We start from the raw sequence: 22,300 nt of genomic DNA, 5'->3' as shown, positions 1-22,300 counted from the left end.
TCGTACTCACAACGCCTAACCCTAAAGAATTCAAACCAATAAATCTTTTAGAAGCTACATGACATTTTTTGACCACGACATTGATGCCTATATTTTTTCATCTTTATATAATCAGAAAAAGATAGGTATCTCCGAGTAAAAAATGTCATGTATGGCTTCAACATAAAAACAATGAGCCACATTTCCCTCAAAGGTTTACCCTAGCTATTTAAACAACTTCTTTGTACCCTTACTTCAAACATAGAACTTCCTAATTATGCCAGGAAATTTACACCAAGAAATTTTAGCCTCAAACCGTATCTATTTTAGTAGGTATATTATTGATATGAAGAATAATTACCTATCAAGGTATTTGACCGCCTCATATGATTATGTCCAATTTGATCCCAAACAAAATATGAATATTTAAATATTAACATTCCATCATCATGATCTATTTCATCATATTTTCTAACATGAAAATCGACAATAAATTTATGATTATCTTTTGCACTATTAGTCATGTATTCTTTATTAAATTCAACTTCAACATATCTAGTCAATTCATCATTTTCAATATCATTAGTAAAAGAACACCACTTTCTATTGAAATTCAATTCTCTTAAAAATTTTTCGCTAATATTTGAATTTATTGGTACATAAGATTTAACCCTTGAATGCAAAATATTTGCATCTAATCCAGTTTGTATATCTGTAGAAGTAACACCTTTAACATCCCATTTCATATTATAGAAAGCATCTCCACCTACCTCATCATCATTTCCTTGAATAATAAGCTTTAATTTTGTTGGTCCTCCTCTCCCAACTGATAAAAAAGATTCATCTGAACTATATAATGGATTTGTAAGACATATAGTTCGATTACTACATACCTTAATCCATGCTGACATATCCGCATCACCGTGAACATCTTTAAGATAAATCTCTTCTTTAATCTTTAATTCTTGCTCATATGTTTCACCCATATAATTATATTGATTAGAAAATACTACTGTCTCAACAGGTCGTGATTTATAAGTCCCATCAATTAAACAATCCTTATAAGTAACAACCGAACTGATACTTATTCCTGTATGAAAATCTAATAGTTTCTTATGCCATAGTATTTCTTCTCTTTCAGCTTTTGGTAATATATTTTGTTTTTTAACAATATCTTCAACATTAATATTAGGATTAAACCATTCTATGTAAGTTAATCTGTTTGTTTCTTTTTCTTTAAATATTAATGATATCACTGAATGAATTTGATGTTTATTTCTTAGATATTCTTCTTTGTTAAATAAATTCATTTTTCCTGGTGATATTGACAAACTGCAATTTATAACCTCAAAATTATCTAAAGAATCTTTTAAATCAGCAATAACTAGAATATCCTTATCTTTACCTCTATTTTTCAATTTACCAACAAGTTCAAAATCAACCACTTCTCCATTATTATAATTCAATGAACCAATAAGTTTTCCTTGAGTATTTAAAAAAACTATTTCTTTTAGATCGACAATTGAACATGTTATGTTTTTCATATTATTTGCTTTGCTCTGTTTAAGCATCTCACTATTAAAATTCATAAATGTATCTGCTTTTAGATTTATTTCTTTATCAAATTTACTTTGCTTTTCATTGAAAAAAAATACTACACTCTTAAAAATAAATAAAAATAAAATTATTACTATAAGAAATATAAATGATTTTTTCATATACTTTTACCTCTAAGATTTTTTTAAAGCCTTGCAAGACTATCTATAACAATTATATAACTTATTTATTTTTTTGCACGTATTTTATTTTTTGCTATATTTTGTCTTTTGATCTCGATTTTATTATTAATAGCTCTATAATACCCTATTTATTTTAAATTAATTTTTAAATTCAGTGGTATAAGAGATTTTTCTAACTAGGATAAAAGCATATTTTTTAGATTTTTCTAATGTTAAATTACACCCTAGTACAATATATTTGTAACATAAAAGTTACACGGAGTTACTTTCTATAAGTTAATCAACCTAACTATTTACCATTTTTGTAAATATTATGTTCGTGTTCATATCTTTATTAACTTATTATTTATTTTGTATTTACACCAGGCAACTTTTGTTTTATTCTATTAACTGAATAAGAAGAAAAATGAATCCCGCCCTAGGGAGAATCATGCTTATTTATTACTATATTAAACAACAGGCATACCAATACGGTATGCCTGTTAATTTGCTTAATTGTAGTTGTTTTTCAATTTTTCCACTAAGCAAGCGATTCACACTAAATTAAAATTTAGCTTCTCTACTTAAATTCAAATTCTTCTACTTCTTTTTTGGTAGGTATCGAGCTTTGTGCTCCACTTCTCGTTACAGTTATTGCACTTACTTTTGTAGCTGTTTGTATTGCTTCATCTATATCCATACCTTGTGCTTTACCAACTGCTATAGCTCCAATAAAACTATCTCCAGCAGCAGTTGTGTCTAATGCATTTACTTTATAAGCGTTATATTGTTTGATTTTTTTATTATTAACATAAACGCACCCCTTATCTCCTAATGTAACAATAACTTCTACTACACCTTGTTCTAATAACATTTTAGAACCCCTTATTACATCATCAAAATTGTTTATTTTTATATCAGTTAATATTTCAAGCTCCGTTTCGTTAGGAATCAATAAATCAACATTATTAATAAGCTCTTGTGATAATTTCTTAGCTGGTGCTGGATTAAGAATAGTATATTTTCCATTTCTCTTTGACTCGATTAAAAACTTCTCCACTAGGTTCATTTCAACCTCTAGCTGAGCTAAAGCTACGTCATAAGCTTTTTCTTCTATAATATCTTTAATATCACTTTCTTCAATACAATAATTAGCTCCAGAAATTACAACTATACAATTATCTCCACTATCATCTACTAATACTGTTGCCACGCCTGTACTAACTTTATCAATAAATTTTATTTTTGAAATGTCTACTCCATCATTATCTAATGAGTTTACAAGGGTTTTGCCAAAAACATCATTTCCAACACAACCTGCCAGAGATACTGGACATTCTAATCTAGCTATAGCACAAGCTTGATTCGCACCTTTACCTCCACCAACTTGTTTAAAGGTTTTGCCTGTAATAGTTTCTCCTATTTTGGGCATACGGTGAGTTGTTGTCACTAAATCCATATTTATGCTTCCTAAAACCATAACCTTACCCAAAAAATCACTCCTCTTTTGTATTGTCAACATGCTTTATGCACTATCGCCTATATGTAATTCAAATTCTAATAAAACTTCTACAAATTCTCTATTCTTATTTTTAACAATATTTATTAATATCTCACCAGCCTTATAACCCATATCATAATATGGTTGTTTAATAGTTGTAAGACTAGGTTCATATAATGAACCAAAATGTATTCCATCAAATCCCATTACAGCTATTTGCTCAGGTATTTTATAACCAAATTCTTTAAGTTTTTTCATTGCACCTATAGCAATCATATCGTTTCCACAAAAAATAGCTTCAATTGGTATATTTCTTTCTAAAAGTTTTTGTACACCAACCTTACCTGAATCAGTGTCAAAAGTACCTTCTACAATATAATCATCTGTAAGGTGTATAAAATTGTCAGCTAAAGCATCTTTGTAACCTTCTAATCTATGTAAACCAGTGCTTCTATTGGTTTGTCCTGATAACATAGCTATATTTTTATAACCTTTATTGATTAAATAAGTTACTCCTTCATAGGCTCCTTTATAATTATCTATTGTTATTTTGCCTACAATATTTTCACCGGTAATCTTACTATCGCTATCAACTAAAATTACAGGTGTATCTGTTCTAAAAAAACTTTTATAATAAGTTGAGCTCTCTGAACAATCAAGTATAATTCCATCAACCATCTTTTCAGTAAGCATTTCTATAGCTTTTTTCTCTCTTTCAATAGAATTATCAGTGTTACACAATATTAAACTGTATCCCATTAAATTTGCGATATCTTCAGCACCACGTACTATTGCTGGAAAAAATGGGTTTGTAATATCAGGAATAATTAATCCTAATGTTTTTGTATTCTTTGTTACAAGACTACTTGCTACACGGTTTGGAATATAATTATTTTTTTTTACTATATCTAATATTCTATTTCTAGTATTATCACTAATATTCTTATCTTTGTTATTTAAAACTTTTGAAACTGTAGCAATAGAAACTCCTGCTTCCAAAGCAATGTCTTTAATTGTATATTTTTTATTGCTCATATAATCACACTTTCAAATTAGAGTAAACGTTTAACTAAATATATTATTATTCTATCACTAGTAGCATATTTTATCAACATGTAATTTCATTTTTTTTTATAATTAACAAATTATTGAATAAAGAGGAAGTAAAAAACTCTATTGAAGTATTTTTACTTCCTCTTTATCATCTTTAAAAGAAAAAGAAATTTATTAAGGGAATATGATTTAATCTTGCTGTTTATTTTATTGAATTGATTTTTATAACACATTTATATTTCTATAGACTCTCCATTGTTTAAAATTCTAACCTCAGCAGTTTTTATCTTTTCTTTAAAATCATTTGGATTAGCTTTTATTACCGGAAATGTGTTATAATGCATTGGTATAACTAATTTTGGCTTTATGAACTCAACTGCTCTTGCTGCATCCTCTATATCCATTGTGTAATTTCCACCTATTGGTAATATAGCAACGTCTATATCTTCTTTTTCTAAAAGCTTCATATCCATTGTCAGTGCTGTATCGCCTGCATGATAGATTTTTTTATTATCTATTTCTATTAAAAAACCACATGGATTTCCTCCATTTGTTACAGTGCCATCTTGGTTAATTATACCAGAACCATGTAATGCAGTCACCATTTTTACAAAACCAAAGTCAAAATTATATTTCCCCCCTATATGCATTGTATGGACATTTATATCTTTGTTACCTAAATAAAAACCTAATTCAAAATTACATATTACTAATGAATTATTTTTCTTTGCTATTTCTACAGTATTGCCTAAATGATCTCCATGACCATGTGTAACAAATATATGTGTAATGTTGTTTAAATCGTTAACAGTTACAGGACAATTTTGATTACCACTTATAAATGGATCTATTAATGATTTTATTTTTTCTCCTTCAATTAAAAAGGCCGAATGACCTAAATAAGTAATTTTCATACTTCACCTCTTAGTATCCTAAATTTTTATTTATGATAATAACATGCATTCTGTCTTTATCCATATCCCCTTTTATAACAACATATTTTCTGCATATTCTTTCTTTACTTAAACAATTCATGCAAATTCCTGTTTTAGTACAAGGTGTCTGCTTGTTCAATCTTTTAGCATTAGCAGGTGCTGCTAAGTTTTCATTTCTTTCTACAGCATACTTCATCTCTGAAACTAACTTATTGATACCTACAATGAAAATAACTTTATCAGGACCATATAAAGTTGCTGCAACTCTATTACCATTACCATCTACATTATAAATCTCACCTTGCTCAGTCAATGCATTAACACTTGTAAAATATGCATCTGCAAAAAAGGTTTTTCTATATATCTCTTTAATATCCTCTTTAGAAAGTCCTTCTTGATATCTATCTAAAAATTTATATTTACCATTTCTAAGATAATCTAATATACCTGTTTCAAATAAAGTCATTGATCCTCCTACTGAAACAGTCGCTCCTTCTTTTACTATTGACTCTATGGTTTCTATAGCTTCTTTTTCGTCTTGTAAAAAATATCCGTTTATATTTCCTTTTTTCAAATTTTCAATAGTTCTTTCTGCCATTTTTTCATATACAAAACCTACATTTTCATTCATATCGTCCCTCCTTAAATATATTAGCTATTACTATTGTATAATAGAATTTTAGTATTACTTTCAATAGAATAATACCCTGCTTATACATTTATCTGAAAAATCAAACTCTTATAAACAATAAAATCCCCTAAAAGGGACTTTATTATATGTATTACTTATTAAAATATTCCTTATAATCATATAAGTCTTTTATAGGATCCAATTCTTCATCATTCTTTATGTAATCAATAAAATAATCATTCAATTCCACTGCTTTCACAGCATCTTCAAGTGCCTCTTTTAAATTACCTCTATGTACATAAAAACAAGCTCTATTATAATATAAAAATGCTGATTTATTATTATTTTTAATACCTAGTGTTATAATATCTATAGCATAATCATAATCTAATTTATCCTTAAATATTACAGCCAAATTTAAATAACTATAAGGATATTTTGGATTTTGTTCTATAGATTGCATGTAATAATCTATAGCCTCTTCTACTTGCCCAAGTTTATTTATTATTACACCTTTGTTAAATAATGCTAAGAAATTGTCTGATTTTAACTTCAAAGCTTTATCAATCATATCTAATGCATTTTGATTTTTATCTATTTCTTCATATATTGACCCTAAATTTATGTATGCCCAAAAGTCATCTGGTTTAAGTTCTATTGTCTTTTTATAATATTTTATTGCTTTTTCTTTATTTCCAATACTATCCCAAGTATCCGCCAAGAAAAAATATGCTCTATCATAATCGGGTTTTAACTCAATTGCTTTCTCATAGTATTTAATTGCTTTATCATGTTTTTTCTGCTCATCATATAATATAGCTAGTCCATAAAATGCTCTAGGTTCATTGGGATTAATTTCTAAAATTTGTTCATATTTTCTTTCAGCTAATGTATAATTACCTATCTCATCATAAATTAAACCCATCTTTAATAAAATTTCGTACTTATCTCTACCTTGTGCATAATTAAATGCCTTCTTTAAAAATCCCACTGACTTAAAAAGTTTATTTTCCAGTCGAAACTTTTCTGCTAAATTAATATAATTATCAAGCATATAATTTCGTTTCATATAAATAATTACTCCCTCTATTTTTTCAATAAATTATATACAATCAAAAATTTATATATTATAAGCCAATATATTCATTAAAAAAACTTTTAATTTAATAGCCTAAAGTTAATTATATTTATTTTTTGATATCAGTATCTCTCGACGTCTTTATAAATGTACTTTTAGATTCATTATAATATAAATTTAACTTTCTTAAGCTTATAACCCATAAATAAACAACGAATGGTATGAAAATACCCATTAGCATTGGTATATTTGACATTAATATAAAATTAAATATTCCATGAAATATAATTGGTACAGTTAATGATTTTCTAAAAAATTCTTTAGCTTCAGCTTTATTGTTTGAAAATTTAGATAATGATAAATAATAACCCATAGTTACAGCAAACAGTGTATGTGCTGGCACTGATAATATACCTCTATATAATCCAACATGTGGATTTGTTGAAAACCTAAAAACAACATAAACAATATTTTCAACCAAGGCAAAACCTAATGCAGAAAATATACAATAGACAATACCATCAAGCTTTTCATTAAATGCCTCATGATTAAAAGCAGTTCTTATTACAACTTCTCTCTTGAAAAACTCCTCTGTTAAACCTGCAACAATAAACGCAATGTAAGCAGCAGATATCAAGCCACTAAAAACATTAACAGATACTAGTATCTTTTCGATTATAGAAATTGGAATTGCAGATAACATGCCTAATACGAATACTTTAATTAAAAGTTTGAAAGGTTCTTTATCAAACCTATCTGTCAAATAAATACCTAAGCCAAGAGCAAAAACGGGTATTGCAGCTATTACCAATAATCTTATATCCATAATCATACCACCATCCTAATTCATAAAATATATTGACTTATGAATTATTCTCTCAAATATAAGATTTGTTATACAAGGACATTTTGGTAATAGAATAGTATATTTCCACCTCCTAATTTAAGTCTTCTTTTATTAACATTTAATGTAATTATATCATTTTTTTATGTTCATGTAAATTTATTCTTCAAAATAATATATAAAAAGTAGGTCAAACATTAATATAAATGCTTAACCTTATAAAATAAATTGATTGTATATTATATATTATACCATAATATTTGTAAAGTTGGTATAATTTTACTTATATTTTCTAAATATTTTTCTTTTATATATATAGCTTCACCTCTAATTATTATTTCTCTTAGTTAGATAAAAACACTTTATTTTATGTACTCTTTTAGAAATTCTTATATACTACCATACCATTAACAATAGTGTAAATTACATCTGAGTTTATATCTAATGGGTTTCCATTCCATATTACTATATCTGCATCTTTACCAACTTTTATACTACCTACTTTATCATCTATTTTTAATATTTCAGCAGGGTTAATAGTCAATGCCTTTAAGGCTTCCATTTCATCTAAACCTGATTTCACTGCTAGAGATGCACACACTGGCAATAAATGTAACGGTATTACTGGATGATCTGTCATTAAAGCAATTTTTATACCATTTTCAACTAAAACCTTTGGAGTTATAAATGATCTATTTGAAAGCTCAAATTTAGATCTATGTGTCATATTCGGACCTACTATTGCATTCATTCCTGCATTTTTTATATACTTTGCTATTAAATGACCTTCTGTACAATGGTCTAAAGTAATGTCAACATCAAATTCATCTGCTATTCTCATTGCTGTTAATATGTCATCAGCTCTGTGTGCATGAACTTTTAGAGGAATTTCCTTATTTAATACTTGAAGCATAGCCTCATGTTTCATATCAAAAGCTGGTCTTTTTGCATAATCATCTTTAGCAGCTTCTATTCTCTTCTTGTAATCTACTGCTTTAAATAATGCTTCTCGTAATAATGAAGCTATTCCCATTCTAGTCATAGGCATTTGATCTTTTTGATTATAATTTCTCTTAGGATTTTCACCAAAAGCACATTTCATACCTACAGTCTTTTTAACAATCATATCATCTACTCTGTCTCCATATGTCTTAATAGCAACAAATTCTCCACCAATTACATTTGCACTACCTGGACCTGTAGCAGTACAAGTAATTCCTCTTTCTATAGCTTCTTTGAAAGCTATATCAACCGGATTAATAGCATCTATTGCTCTAAGCTGTGGGGTAATAGGATTAGTCCTTTCATTGTGATCTGAACCTTCGAAACCAATACTGCTTTCGACAATACCTATATGTGTATGTGCATCTATAAACCCCGGCATAACTATTTTTCCTTGTGCATCAATAACATGGGCAGCTTCTGGTTCTTTTAAATCATAACCAATATCTATAATCTTCCCATTTTCAATGAGTATTGATGCACCATCTAAAATACCATTTTCCATAGTAAAAACTTTACCATTTTTAATAAATAACATTTTTCCACCCATAAAATACAACAACCTCTTTCTTCTTTTAGTAATTAATATTATATCATATTTTATATAAATATTTTGCTTAGAAAAACGCTGATAGCATTATACAGATTGTTAATCGTTAAATTTTGTTAGTTTATATTTTAAGAGTGATTTTGATATAGTCAAACTTTGTTAGATTAACAATGAAACTACTCATTTATTTTCCTTACTAACTGGTATAGGATTTTTCTAAGAATCTTCTACGACTCCGTAAAGAGCTTGTTTCCTTTTGATTTTATAAAAACGCCTAGAAACAAGCTCTTAAAGTCGCTCTCCGAAGAAACCTTAGAGAAATCCTAGTTACTTATTGGTTATAACAAAAGTAATTTTTTCAACTATGCTATTTTTTGTCTTTCAATTTTTCAACTTAAAATATTCATATAAAGCGACCATTGGTCATTGGTCGCTTTATTATACTTATTCAACATAAACATAGTTTATTTATTTAATCAACTTAGCTTTCCTATCTACCTACACAATAATATTTAAAGCCTAATTGTTCAACTATTTTTCTTTCGTAAATATTTCTAAAATCAAAAAAATAGTTTCCCTTCATTAGCTGCTTTATCTTCTTTAAATCCATTATTCTAAATTGATTCCATTCTGTTAATATTACTAGAGCATCAACATCTGTTATTGCTTCATATTCATTTTTACAAAATACTATTTTATCTATTATCTTCTCAAGTCTCACTTTTCCTTCTTTTAACCCCTCAGGATCATAAATTTTAAAATTCACACAATATTTAGCTAATTCATTTAGTATAGTTATAGAAGGTGCCTGCCTCATATCATCAGTTCTTGGTTTAAATGTAACACCTAATACTCCTATAGTTTTTTCTTTTAGTTCTCCCATAGCTTCTTTTATTTTTAGAGCCATTTTTAGTTTTTGATTTTCGTTAGCTTTTATTGTCTCACCAACTAAAGTAATAGGTTCATCGATTTTTTGACTTATTTTATATAACGCATTTGTATCTTTTGGAAAACAACTACCACCATAGCCTGGTCCTGGATGTAAAAATTTTGAACTTATCCTGCCATCCATCCCCATAGCTTTTGCTACATGATGAACATCAGCCCCTACCTTTTCACATAAATTTGCTATTTGATTTATATAAGTTATCTTCATTGCTAAAAATGCATTAGATGCATACTTTATCATTTCAGCAGTCTTTATATTTGTAATCACAAATGGAGTCTCATTTAAATATAACACTCTATAAACTTCTTTCATAATATTAGCAGCTTTTTCAGATTCTAAACCTAATACTATTCTATCTGGATGGGTAAAATCATAGATTGCAGAACCTTCTCTTAGAAATTCTGGATTAGAAACTATATCAAAGTTATAATTTACATTTCTATGCTTTAATGCTTTCTTTATTTCATTTTTTACTATTTCACCTGTTCCTATAGGTACTGTTGATTTGTTTACTATAACTTTATACTCATTTATATACTTACCAATTGTCTGTGCAACATCTACCACATAATTAAGATCAGCTTCTCCATTTTCCATTGCAGGTGTACCTACAGCTATAAAAATCACATCACTATCTTTTACTGCACTTTCTACATCTGTTGTAAATCTAAGCCTTTTATAATATTTATTTCTTTGCACTAACTTATCTAAGCCTGGTTCGTAAATTGGAATTATATCATTATTTAGTTTTTCAATTTTACTTTTATCATTATCTATACATATCACACTCATACCAAAATCAGCAAGACATGCCCCTGAAACTAAGCCTACATAACCACTTCCAATAATAGTTATATTGTTTATTTTAATTACCCCCTTTTAAGTCATAAAAAAACACATCCATATTTCATTAATATGAAATATTAGCTGTTTTGATAATATTCAACTTTTAACACTGAATATAAATATAACTAGGAGGTAACATCATAACAAGCTTATGCTTTAAAATTTGATAAAAAAGCTTTTAAAATAAAATTTTTAATAATAAATCATACAATAATTACGTCAGAATTTTATCATTTAGACTATTTGTTTTTTTGCATTGTAGTATTTAATCACTTCGTTACCATCATTTGTGACGAAATACCTGATATGTTTATTTTTTACAAAACTATCTATATATCCTTTAACTATCAACTCTGACAATATAGCTTTTACTTTAATAATTTCTAAATTTGTTTCCTTACTAATTCCATCTATAGATCTAAAGACAAATCTACTGTAACATATAGCATTCAATATTGTTATTTTTTCATCGTCAATTATTTTATCAGAATTTATTATTTGCTCACTGTCATTTTTATTCGATATTGTATCTTCTCTAGTCTCATTTACATCATCTTCTACAACCTTGTTAACAATAGGATTAATATATCTATTTATATAATTCATTTGATTCTTAACTTCGTCTACTTGTTTTAAAAATGAGCTAGTCATTGAATTGATAAATGTACTAGATGCAATAGCTGCTATTGTACAAAAACCTAAAAAAATAAATAATTTATAATAATCCTCTTCACTAGATTTTATTAAATCACTTGATATCATATTTAAAAATAATGGTACTAAAAAAGAAGCTGCCATTCCAATTATTATAGACTTTATTAGATTATATCTCTTATACTGTTTCTCAACATCCAATTTAGCATACATAAAATTATTAACTAGTCCACCTAAAATTCCAGCAAAAACCATAATGATAATAATATAAACCATATGCATATTATTTCCCCCTTACATTCTATATAAAAATAATATAGAATTGTTTATATATGTATCCAATCATACCCCAGTTCATTTTCAAAAAACTATTCAATTATATATTTCTTTAATATTCTTTTTACAATATTGACAAAATCATTAGCTGCTCCCCAATCAAAATTAAATATCATTCCTTGCGAACTACCTGTACAAACAGCTCTTAAATTTGTTTGTCCATATAAATCATCTACAATAACAATTAAAGCCGCTCTATTACTTGCTCTAAAGTAAAATTTTTCATATATCATCGTTGCGATAAACTTACCACTTTCTATATCATGATATTCTTCATGTACTAAATCTTCATTCATTTCATTTCTTAATATATCACATACTTCTCTAGGAGATATATTTACATTAAAACTTGTTTTGCTCATAATTTAAGACCCTCTTCCTTGTTTTTATATTTTTAATTTAATTATATCGTAAATCCTTAGTATATAGCTATTTTATCATTTTTTTACATTTTTGTAAACTCACACAAAGCTTTTCTATTCATTGTGATTTGAATTTCTATGAACAACTTGAGTTTGTTATTGACATAAATGCTTATTTGATATAATATCAATGATGATACATTTGGTCATATGACAATAAATACACACAAGGAGTGGTACTAGTGAAACTGAACTTTAAATGTCTCCCATGCAATTTAAATCAAACTTTAAGAATAACTGAACTTCTAAATTGCACAGATGAGCAAAAGAAACTAATTTTCGCAGATGTTTTTGATTATCTTAAAAATATTGACTACGAATTGGCTAATCCACACACAATGAAGGGGATTTTAAAAATCGTAACAAAGTACACTAACAACGCTAATCCATATAGTGAAATAAAGAAATATTATAATAATATCCTATTAGATCAAGCTGAAGCTATTGAAAATATAATTATGAACTCCAATGATTTATTTTTCACTGCTCTAAAAACAGCAATAATTGGTAATATAATAGATTTTGGTCCTGCACATAAATTTAATAAAGATATTATTCTTGAGAAAATAAAAAACGTAGATGATTATAACCTTACTGTAAACAATAGTAATGAACTCAAAGACGCATTATCAAAATCTAAAACTTTGCTATATATAGGAGATAATTGTGGCGAAATAGTATTAGATAAAATTTTTATAAAGTTTATTAAAGAAACTTATCCAGATTTGAAAGTTATATTTGCTGTAAGAGGTAAACCTGCTCTTAATGATGTTACTACCGAAGATGCTCTTATGGTTAAAATGGATGAAGTTGCTGAAATAATTGACAGTGGTGATGGTTCTCCAGGAACTATCTTAGAAAATACAAGTGATAGTTTTAGAGAAGTATTCTTCTCTGCAGATACTGTTATTGCTAAAGGTCAAGGTAACTACGAAGGTTTAAGTGATGTTAATAAAGATAATCTTTTCTTATTATTTATGGCTAAATGTGAAGTGGTTGCAAATATAGCAGGTGTAGAAAAAATGAGTATAGTTTGCCTTAAAAACTAGGCAAGCTATACTCATTCTATATTATTTTAAACTATTATTACTTTTATTGATATATCTGTTTCTTGTTTCTTAATAATACTAAAGTTATTAATCCTCCAATAAACGCTGGTAAAATCCATCCAAAGCCTTTATCATATAAAGGTATCTTATTAATAATATTAGTTATTAAGTCTATTTTATAGCCTGCTTGTACAATTCCATCATGTAAACTTACAATCATAGCTCCGAAAACTGCTCCAAAATAATAACTATTTGGTATAGCATCTCCAAATAGATTTAATAATATTAAAACTATTGCTATTGGGTAAACCGCTACTAACAATGGTACAGCTATACTTACTATCATCTCCACACCTTTATTAGCAAATACACAACTAAATACGCATGTTATTATTACTATCACAATATAAGGAATTTTATCATTGCTTAATTTATTGAAGAAATCACCTACAGTCGCTGTTAAACCTATAGATGTTGTAAGACAAGCTAGAAATGCTACTATCCCTAATGCTACTTTACCAAAGCTACCTAAAGCATGATTTGCAATTCTCATAAGTAATTCTGTCTTTGATAAATCTAATGGATAAACACTATTAGCTGAAGCTCCTAAATAAACTAATCCTCCATAAATTATCGCTAAAAAGAATGCAGCTATAAAACCTGCTTTTATAGTTATTTTTACTTGATCTTGAGTCTTAACATATCCTTTTGCTATAACAGAATATAGTATAACTCCACCAAAAATTAATGAAGCTAAAGCATCCATTGTTTGATAACCTTCATTAAAGCCCACTGAAAATGGACTATCAGACATAACACTTTGTGGACTTCCTATCGGACTCATTACACCTTTTATGATTATAGCTAATATCATTATTAATAATAAAGGAGTTAATATCTTGGCAATTTTGTCAACTATTGTACTTGGTTTAATAACGAAAAATAAGGTCAATCCAAAGAATATAATTGATACAACTACACTTTCTACCTTTGGAAACATCGGTAAAACACCTAATTCATAAGCAGTTGCTCCTGTTCTTGGTATAGCAAGCAAAGGTCCAATAGCTAGAATTACAACAGTTGCAAATATTTTACTAAAGACTGGATGAACTTTATTTCCAATTCTGTCGATCGACCCTCCAGCTTTTGATACAGCTATTATTCCAAGCAAGGGCATTCCTATTGCTGTTATAAAAAATCCAAACCCACATGTAATCCAATTTTTACCAGCAATTAAACCTAAAGATGGTGGAAATATTAGATTTCCCGCTCCAAAAAACATTGCAAATAATGCCAATCCAACTATTATAATATCTTTTGTCTTGTTATTCATTTAATTCCTCCGTTATTTGATATTATTTTGTCAAAATTCTGTCATTTTAGAATATTTACAAAACTAAGAAATATTATAACTTTAATATTTTAATTTGTCAAAGTAAACATTTTTAGTGATTAAATCTTTTTAAATCTTCTTTTGAAAAGAGCCATTCAGACCAGCTAGTAAAAGTCAATAATTTTTTTATTAAATAGGAAAAGATAACTAAGAGCATAGAAAATAAACCAATTAGAAACACGAAAAATTGGCTTTAATTAAGTTTGAAAATTCGGTTTCTATGCTGCAGATTTAACTTGTTTTAATTGACTATATTTTTTAATATGATCTTTTGGTGTAATCATTACATATTCCTTTTTGTCTCTAGAACCGCAAAAACAATATTAACAATTTTCCTCATAATAGAACCAATAGCACATTTTTTAGATTTAGCTACAAGCTTGCTGTCATAATAATTACGTATAACACAATTGACATAGTCACCATTTCGTTTTCGGCGAATAGTTGCCATAGCTATAATATATAGAACTCTTCTAGCTATAGAAGAACCTCTTTTAGACATAGATACTTTACTTGCTTTAAAATTACCTGTTCCTTAGTTAGCTGATTAACGAAAGCGGTTTTAGTATCAGTCAATTGTGATAGTTTCTAGTTAAAGTACGAATATTTAGAATCAGATCGTTAGGTACAATAGAAGTCTTTAAATCATAAGAATATGCTAATTTTGTTAATTCAATTAAAAAAGCAGAAGAGGTATATTCTTTAAAAGCTAAAATCTTTCTAGAATCCACAGGAATCTACCATATTCCACTCTTCCACTTTCTTAAATCTATGGATTTAGATGTATACATCTTAAATCCCCTCATTAGTAATTCTAACAAAAACCGAGGGATTAGGAAAGTTAAAATGATAAAAATGATTCTAAAAGAATTGCAAAATTAGAAAGAGAAGCATCAGAAGTAAAATCAATTTTAATATACTTAGAGATGGGTTTGTAATCAGGAGTAAGGATACTAGGTTTTAGAACCTACATCAATACCAACGCTTAAAAAATCAAAATATCTATTGATAGTAATCACTCCTTTGAAAAAAGTAAGTAAGAGCATCCATTTCATCTAGTGATACATAACCTAGCGCGTTATACGGATATGCCATAAAGGTTCCAACCAGCCAACACATAAAATTCAGTAAATGGATTAATTGTCTGACCCACAGGTATCCAATATTGAACCAAAGAGATTAATAATATTGTCCTAAGGCGTTATTCAAATTTAAGAATACTATGTGCTGACAGTATTGTCCATACCTGTAATGTTCGTTTTTATATTGTATCCTTTAAACAAATTCTTGATCCTCTTGCTTAACATTATTATACTAGGCGTTGATATCAATTCATTATCATCTAAAGTATACCAAGGACTAATATCTTCGTTATCTTACATACAGTCCACCAATGGCTACCTACAAACCAATTTGCACTATTACAATATTTATCAATCATTCATCCTTTTATGTAATTTTAAATTATCTATTTATCTAATTTCTAATTTATTCTAATTTGTCAATCAAACTTTTTATTATCTATTGCCACAAATACTGTATCATTATTATAGAGCAAAAGCATCTAAAAGATGAATTTGAAGAAATTTAACAAATATAACATGGGGGTGATTCAGTGTTGAAAAGAAATTACATAGAAGAATAAAAAAAAATTTGGGTAATAGAAGAAATAAAAGTTTCTAATAAAAAGTTACAAATTTATTTAAGCAATGCTGTTTTATTATGTCAATTTTGTAAGCAAGAATTATCTTGACATAAAATAATATTTCCAAAAAATAGGAGCGCTGTACTAGCTTTACAAAAAATAATTTTAAATACGTTTTGCCCTGAAAGACATTGAAGTTAATCTAGTTTTATTGTTAATTTTATGTTACTATTATATTATATTTTAAATATGGAAATGTTTTGAATGTATTTATTTATATTTTTTTCTGGAAAAGAGGTATTATTAATAATTAAGAATATAAATAAATAGTTATAAAACATTAATGAAGCATAATAAAGGAGGATGAAATGATAAAAAGATTAATCAGTTTAGTAATTATATTAACTTTAGCCTTTGGCATATTTACTCAAAATAGTTTTGCTATAGAGAATTCAAATTATAAAAATTTTATAAGTAAAGAAGGTTCAGAATGCAATTGGAAAACACGAAGTTAATAAAATCAAAAAACAATTTCGTGGAGCTATAAACGCCAAATTGCAGAAAGTAGAAATCGAATATTATAAAATTGATACTGCTGGTAATTATAAAAAAACTAGTACTATCACATTAAATACTAACACGGCCATAAAAAATTATATACACGAATCTTCTGAAAATGCTTTAACTGAAATAGCCAGTATTGGTGATGTGAAAGTTATTACAGAAGATATGGGCATTGTAGGTAGTTTTGAACCATATGAAGAGAAAAGTGCTTTATACCTACCATCAATAATAGGAACTTCTATAGGTTTGGTTGCTGGAGCTTTTGGTCCAGTAGCTGGTGTGATAGGTTCAATAATAGGAACATTTATCCCCCCTGCACAGCAGCCATTTTATAAAAATCCGTTAGTTGAAACTAAGCATAATAGAATATTATTTAGTAGAGATGTTTTAATTTATACAGAGTATGGTTGGCAAGACTATGCTGCTTCTGCCAGATTAGATACTGAACTAATTGCATACTTTTCAGCTTATAATGAAAATACTCAAGACTTTATTAATGAAGATACTCAAGACTTTATTAATGAAGATAAGGATTATGGAACAATCAAAATCGAATATGGAGAAAATTACGACAAAGAACTTTTGACAGATATAGCATTAGATGTATGGATGAATAATAGAAGTAAATATGTTGAATACTATCATGGAGGCCCAGAAGAAATAAACTCTTCAATTATCGACCATTTTGAAGAATGTGCCAAAGAATGGTAATGTTGTAATAAGATTTATATTCAAATCAAATATGATTTGAAATTAATAAAGGTGGAAAATATTAAGTATGAAAACAAAACATATCTTGATTTTAATAATAATAATAATAATGGTTATATATAAGATACCTACAAATGTACAAAGAACTTATAATGGGTATATGGATATTGGAAAAAATCAAAGTAAAAAAATCCAAATAAAATTTAATGGAAAAATAAAAAGAAATATAACAATGCAAAATAAAATAACAGGTACATTAAATATTGATGGTATCTCAATGGAAATTCAATCTAATCAGTATATAGTTTCATTCACAGAAAATTTCAAACATAAATTTGAAGATGATTATTACACTTTACATCAATTAAATAATTCAGGCAGCGATATTGGTAGAATTCTAATGCCCAGAAATTTAAAAATGATATTTGGACGTTTAAGTGCTTTAGATGAAAAATACAATGAAAATGTGTATTTTTTCGCACCAACTGATAATAAAGATGATATATTAAATATTTATGATCAGATTACAGGATCTTCTCTTTCTACAGATTAATTGGCTATATAAATAAACTAATTAATAATTTGAGCAAGCTTATATTGCAAGTTTAGCAAAAAGGCTTGCTCATTTTTTTATGAATTTTTGTATTTATCAATATCATAAGGTTAATGTTAACAGGAAAAATTTTATTTACTCCAAAAGTTCATAACTACTTATCATAAAAGGCATATTTAAATTTCCTAATACTTTTTCTAATAATACTCCTTCTTTTCTAGGATAATTAAACCCATAACTAGCTCTTATACATGCAGTTATAAATTGAACTCCTCTATCTAAAGCCATTGGAAGACTATCACCTTTTAGTAAACTACCTACTATAACGCTTGTAAATGCATCTCCTGTACCGGGAAAATGAGCAGGTATGTATTGACAACTAACTTTCCAATACTTATCTTCTTTGCTGTCATAAGCTATTACTGCTGTGTTTTTAGTGCTTTCTGTAGGAACACTTGTTATGATAACAGTTTTTGCTCCCATATCAGCAAGTCTTTTTAACCATTCTTTTACCTTTTCCTCGGAAATATCTCTATTATATTCTTCTCCAAGAAGATATGCTGCTTCAGTAAAATTAGGTGTTATTATATCAGCTTTTTGTATTAACTTTCTCATATTCTCTACCATTACCATATCCATTGTACTATACAATTGTCCATTATCACCCATAACAGGGTCAACAACAACTAGACATTTATCCGTTTTAAATGTATCAATGAATTTAGAAATTATACCAATTTGTTTAGGAGAACCCAAAAAACCACTATATATACTATCAAACTCTATTTTTTCATCTTTCCAATGATTCATATAATTTTCCATAGTATCTGTTAAATCCACAAAAGTATAATTGTCAAACTCTGTATGACTTGACAAAACAGCTGTTGGCATAGGACAAACTTGCATTCCCATAGTCGATATTATTGGAATAATAACTGATAATGAAGCTCTTCCAAACCCAGCTAAATCATGTATAGCAGCAACTCTTTTTACTTGATTCATATAAACTCTCCCCTATCTTAATCTATAATAGTTAGTTCAAGAACTCTACACTGCTTATATTTTCCCTATTAAATGTGTAAAGCAACTCAGTTTCCCCAATATATTAGTTGTAAAAACCACCAATTAGTTACTAGGGAACCATCTCATGTTTCTTTGAAAGCATGACTTCAAGAGTTCGTTTCTTCATCGCCCATACTTAAATCATAAGAAACGAGCTCTTGTCGGAATCGTCAAAGATTATGAGATGGGTCCCCTCACCAAAAACTTATGAGCTAAACAGTTAATGTTATCTACACATTATATTTAAATTTTAGTTTTGAAACTATCTATTTAATCTGTAAGTAACATATCCTTTATACTCAACTCTTTGTATGCTATCTTCTTTATTTAAAGAACTAATTATATTATCAGTATCAGTACAATTTCTAGAATTTAGAAAACTTTTTATTTCAAAAGTATTCATAGGATGTCTTTTAATTATACTTTTTATAGCTTCTAAATCATCCTTTATATCACTATAGAAGCCTTTTGATACAAGATGATTAATAGAAATTCCTCCTAAAATTTCACAAGCTTTGTTAACTAAATCGTCTGAAGGCTCTAAAGCATATTCTTCTGCTGGAGGTCTAACTGGAGTATTGATATACAATCTATCATATTTTATTTTGCTTATAATATTTTTATAATCATACAGCTTTTGTATATCATCATTAAAATCTTTTACGAGCATAGTTTCAAGCCAAAGCTGACCTTTGTATTGCTTTGAAAAGTTAATTAAACTTTCTAGCATTTCATTAAATTTGATTTGCCCATGGGGTCTGTTAATTTTCTTAAAATCATCCTCATTACTTACATCAAGTGATGGAAGAACTAAATCTGCACAATTTAATGCTTGCACTACCTCATCATTTGTCAAAATTGAACTGTTTGTAATTACTGCTATAGGCTTATCTGTTAGTTTCTTAATATGTAATATTAGATCCTTCAATTTGTTATATAATGTTGGTTCACCCTCGCCAACTATAGTAATTACATCAAACTCTTTATTGGTTTTTAAATACTCTTTTATCTCTTCAATTATTTCACTAACTTCAAAAAAATCTTCTGGCTTAACTTTCATGCTTCTAGTCCTGCCTAACTGACAATAAATGCATGAATAACTACAACAATTATCTTCAATTGGACTAACACCTAATGATATACCCATCCTTCTTGAAGGAACTGGTCCAAATATATGTTTATATTCCATAACTGTATCCCGTTAATTAAATTAGCGGTTTTCACCATCCTTTCTATTTACGACTGTATACTATTAATACGATTTTTGCTCTAAATCATAATGATTTATTAAAACATTGGTTTACTCATTTAATTTTTAGTCAAATTTTTAAGCACTCAAAACTTAAGTGCTTAAGTATTCACTAAAATATTAAAATTGAAAATATATAAATTCATTTGCTTTAGTATAAGCACCTAAAACAATTATTACAAAAAGTGCAGCAAAATACAACCCCCATCTAACATATACAGGTATTTTATATCTATTAAAATCAATGTATCTTTTATTCCTTGGAATTTTTATTCCTTCAATAATAATAGTACATAATATGAATATTACTAAATCAACTTTAGTAAAATGAACTGTCCAAAATAGCTTATAGACAGGTTCTAAATTTAAGCTTAAATGTGTCATGTTTTTTATTATAGTAACTGAATCACCTAAAGAATTTGCTCTAAAAAATATCCATGCAAAATCTACTAAAATAAATGTTATCACCATTTGAATCAGACTATTTAATTTCTTTAATTTTCTAATAGGAGCCATTACCTTATCTCTAATATTTTTGGTAATTATACTAACAACTAAATATCCTCCATGTAAAAGTCCCCATATAACAAATGTCCATGCGGCACCATGCCACAATCCACTCAAGAAAAATGTCACTATTAAGTTATAATAATGCCTCCATTTTACTACTCTATTGCCACCTAAAGGTATGTATACATAATCTTTAAGCCATGAAGATAATGATATATGCCATCTTTTCCAAAACTCTGATACACTCTTTGCAAAATAAGGTTTTTTAAAATTATCCATTAAACTAAATCCCATAATTTGAGATACACCTATCGCTATATCTGAATACCCTGAAAAATCATAATAAATCTGCACTGCAAACAAGACTGTTGCTATTATTATTGTTATTCCATAATAATCATTTGGATTATTATATACTTGATTTACAACAACAGCTATTCTATCTGCAACAACAACTTTTTTAGTAAAACCAATAAGCATAAGTATAAATCCATTTATTACTCTATCATAGTCGAAATCGTGTTTTTCATAAAATTGCGGCAGCAAATTCTCTGACCTTTCAATAGGTCCTGCAACTAATTGCGGAAAAAATGTAACAAACAATGCAAATATCCCAAAATGTCTTTCAGGTTTAATTTTACCTCTGTATACATCTATAGTATAACTAAGTGTTTGAAATGTATAAAAAGATATCCCAACAGGTAGTAATAAGCTTAATGTTGTAGATTCTATATTTATATTTAAAATCTTATTTAAGTCTGTAATTGACTGCATGAAAAAATTAAAATATTTAAAAATAAATAGAACGCTTAAACTGCTTATTAAACTAATATATAAATAAATCTTCTTTTTCTTCAGATTACTTGTCTCATATAATTTTATACTCATCCAATAATTTATTATAGTTGCAAATAATATTAAAACAATATATTCAACTTTCCATGACATGTAAAACAAATAACTAGCTGTTAATAACAGTATCCATCTGTATTTATGAGGTATTAAAAAATATAGCGTTACAACTACTATGAAAAATATTAAAAACTCTAATGAATTAAATAACATA

The 22,300-nt window shown here is 27.6% G+C and carries 20 protein-coding genes; 4 read left to right on the top strand and 16 right to left on the bottom strand.

Features of this window, described 5'->3' with window-relative positions:
• Positions 1 to 317: 317 nt before the first annotated feature.
• From AYC61_RS13375 to AYC61_RS13325, 11 genes are all read right to left on the bottom strand, one after another.
• Positions 318 to 1,697, bottom strand: a complete 1,380-nt coding sequence (locus AYC61_RS13375) for a hypothetical protein (RefSeq protein WP_066503341.1) — start codon at positions 1,695 to 1,697, stop codon at positions 318 to 320.
• Positions 1,698 to 2,277: 580 nt separating this feature from the next.
• A complete protein-coding gene (rbsK, locus tag AYC61_RS13370; protein ID WP_066503340.1) occupies positions 2,278 to 3,189 on the bottom strand; it encodes a ribokinase in 912 nt (303 codons plus the stop codon).
• A 33-nt stretch (positions 3,190 to 3,222) separates the two neighbouring features.
• On the bottom strand, positions 3,223 to 4,233 hold the full coding sequence (locus tag AYC61_RS13365; RefSeq protein WP_066503338.1) for a LacI family DNA-binding transcriptional regulator: 1,011 nt from the start codon (positions 4,231 to 4,233) through the stop codon (positions 3,223 to 3,225).
• 251 nt (positions 4,234 to 4,484) lie between these two features.
• Positions 4,485 to 5,165: a metal-dependent hydrolase gene (locus tag AYC61_RS13360; protein ID WP_066503336.1), complete on the bottom strand. Its 681-nt coding sequence runs from the start codon at positions 5,163 to 5,165 to the stop codon at positions 4,485 to 4,487.
• 10 nt (positions 5,166 to 5,175) lie between these two features.
• Positions 5,176 to 5,817, bottom strand: a complete 642-nt coding sequence (locus AYC61_RS13355; protein ID WP_066503333.1) for a lactate utilization protein — start codon at positions 5,815 to 5,817, stop codon at positions 5,176 to 5,178.
• A 151-nt stretch (positions 5,818 to 5,968) separates the two neighbouring features.
• Positions 5,969 to 6,886 carry a tetratricopeptide repeat protein gene (locus AYC61_RS13350; RefSeq protein ID WP_066503332.1) on the bottom strand — a complete coding sequence of 306 codons (918 nt, stop codon included), beginning with the start codon at positions 6,884 to 6,886 and terminating at the stop codon, positions 5,969 to 5,971.
• A gap of 118 nt (positions 6,887 to 7,004) precedes the next feature.
• Entirely contained in the window at positions 7,005 to 7,721 is a 717-nt protein-coding gene (locus AYC61_RS13345; protein ID WP_202906842.1) for a PrsW family intramembrane metalloprotease, read from the bottom strand.
• Between the two features lie 397 nt (positions 7,722 to 8,118).
• Entirely contained in the window at positions 8,119 to 9,279 is a 1,161-nt protein-coding gene (locus AYC61_RS13340; RefSeq protein WP_066503353.1) for an amidohydrolase, read from the bottom strand.
• Positions 9,280 to 9,781: 502 nt separating this feature from the next.
• Positions 9,782 to 11,086 (bottom strand): UDP-glucose dehydrogenase family protein, encoded by a 1,305-nt coding sequence (locus AYC61_RS13335; protein WP_476691453.1) that lies wholly within the window; start codon positions 11,084 to 11,086, stop codon positions 9,782 to 9,784.
• A gap of 234 nt (positions 11,087 to 11,320) precedes the next feature.
• Positions 11,321 to 12,022: a YEATS-associated helix-containing protein gene (locus AYC61_RS13330; RefSeq protein ID WP_066503326.1), complete on the bottom strand. Its 702-nt coding sequence runs from the start codon at positions 12,020 to 12,022 to the stop codon at positions 11,321 to 11,323.
• A gap of 86 nt (positions 12,023 to 12,108) precedes the next feature.
• On the bottom strand, positions 12,109 to 12,438 hold the full coding sequence (locus tag AYC61_RS13325) for a DUF6054 family protein (protein WP_066503325.1): 330 nt from the start codon (positions 12,436 to 12,438) through the stop codon (positions 12,109 to 12,111).
• Between the two features lie 242 nt (positions 12,439 to 12,680).
• Here AYC61_RS13325 and AYC61_RS13320 point away from each other — a divergent pair, with 242 nt between their 5' ends.
• Positions 12,681 to 13,547 (top strand): damage-control phosphatase ARMT1 family protein, encoded by an 867-nt coding sequence (locus tag AYC61_RS13320; protein WP_066503324.1) that lies wholly within the window; start codon positions 12,681 to 12,683, stop codon positions 13,545 to 13,547.
• A 43-nt stretch (positions 13,548 to 13,590) separates the two neighbouring features.
• Here AYC61_RS13320 and brnQ read toward each other — a convergent pair whose 3' ends face one another.
• Together brnQ and AYC61_RS13310 are read right to left on the bottom strand one after the other, a co-directional pair.
• On the bottom strand, positions 13,591 to 14,880 hold the full coding sequence (gene brnQ / locus AYC61_RS13315) for a branched-chain amino acid transport system II carrier protein (RefSeq protein WP_066503323.1): 1,290 nt from the start codon (positions 14,878 to 14,880) through the stop codon (positions 13,591 to 13,593).
• A gap of 343 nt (positions 14,881 to 15,223) precedes the next feature.
• On the bottom strand, positions 15,224 to 15,442 hold the full coding sequence (locus AYC61_RS13310) for a hypothetical protein (RefSeq protein WP_066503322.1): 219 nt from the start codon (positions 15,440 to 15,442) through the stop codon (positions 15,224 to 15,226).
• A gap of 1,511 nt (positions 15,443 to 16,953) precedes the next feature.
• Between AYC61_RS13310 and AYC61_RS21335 the strand changes: the two genes are divergently transcribed.
• From AYC61_RS21335 to AYC61_RS13300, 3 genes are all read left to right on the top strand, one after another.
• Entirely contained in the window at positions 16,954 to 17,100 is a 147-nt protein-coding gene (locus tag AYC61_RS21335; protein WP_156456464.1) for a hypothetical protein, read from the top strand.
• Positions 17,101 to 17,140: 40 nt separating this feature from the next.
• Positions 17,141 to 17,860, top strand: a complete 720-nt coding sequence (locus AYC61_RS13305; protein WP_066503321.1) for a hypothetical protein — start codon at positions 17,141 to 17,143, stop codon at positions 17,858 to 17,860.
• A 67-nt stretch (positions 17,861 to 17,927) separates the two neighbouring features.
• Positions 17,928 to 18,413: a hypothetical protein gene (locus tag AYC61_RS13300; RefSeq protein WP_066503320.1), complete on the top strand. Its 486-nt coding sequence runs from the start codon at positions 17,928 to 17,930 to the stop codon at positions 18,411 to 18,413.
• A 135-nt stretch (positions 18,414 to 18,548) separates the two neighbouring features.
• On the opposite strand, the gene AYC61_RS13295 is transcribed toward AYC61_RS13300, so the two are convergent.
• From AYC61_RS13295 to AYC61_RS13285, 3 genes are all read right to left on the bottom strand, one after another.
• The gene (locus tag AYC61_RS13295) at positions 18,549 to 19,415 is read right to left on the bottom strand and encodes a pyridoxamine kinase (protein WP_066503313.1); all 867 of its coding nucleotides are present in this window, start codon (positions 19,413 to 19,415) and stop codon (positions 18,549 to 18,551) included.
• A 322-nt stretch (positions 19,416 to 19,737) separates the two neighbouring features.
• On the bottom strand, positions 19,738 to 20,664 hold the full coding sequence (locus tag AYC61_RS13290) for a radical SAM protein (RefSeq protein WP_066503311.1): 927 nt from the start codon (positions 20,662 to 20,664) through the stop codon (positions 19,738 to 19,740).
• A gap of 180 nt (positions 20,665 to 20,844) precedes the next feature.
• The gene (locus AYC61_RS13285) at positions 20,845 to 22,299 is read right to left on the bottom strand and encodes an MBOAT family O-acyltransferase (RefSeq protein WP_066503309.1); all 1,455 of its coding nucleotides are present in this window, start codon (positions 22,297 to 22,299) and stop codon (positions 20,845 to 20,847) included.
• Between the last annotated feature and the right edge of the window lies 1 nt (position 22,300).

The sequence above is a fragment of the Abyssisolibacter fermentans genome (assembly GCF_001559865.1).
GTDB lineage: Bacteria > Bacillota > Clostridia > Tissierellales > MCWD3 > Abyssisolibacter > Abyssisolibacter fermentans.
Note: the sequence above shows the minus strand (reverse complement) of the source record. Positions and strands in the feature narration are given on the sequence as shown.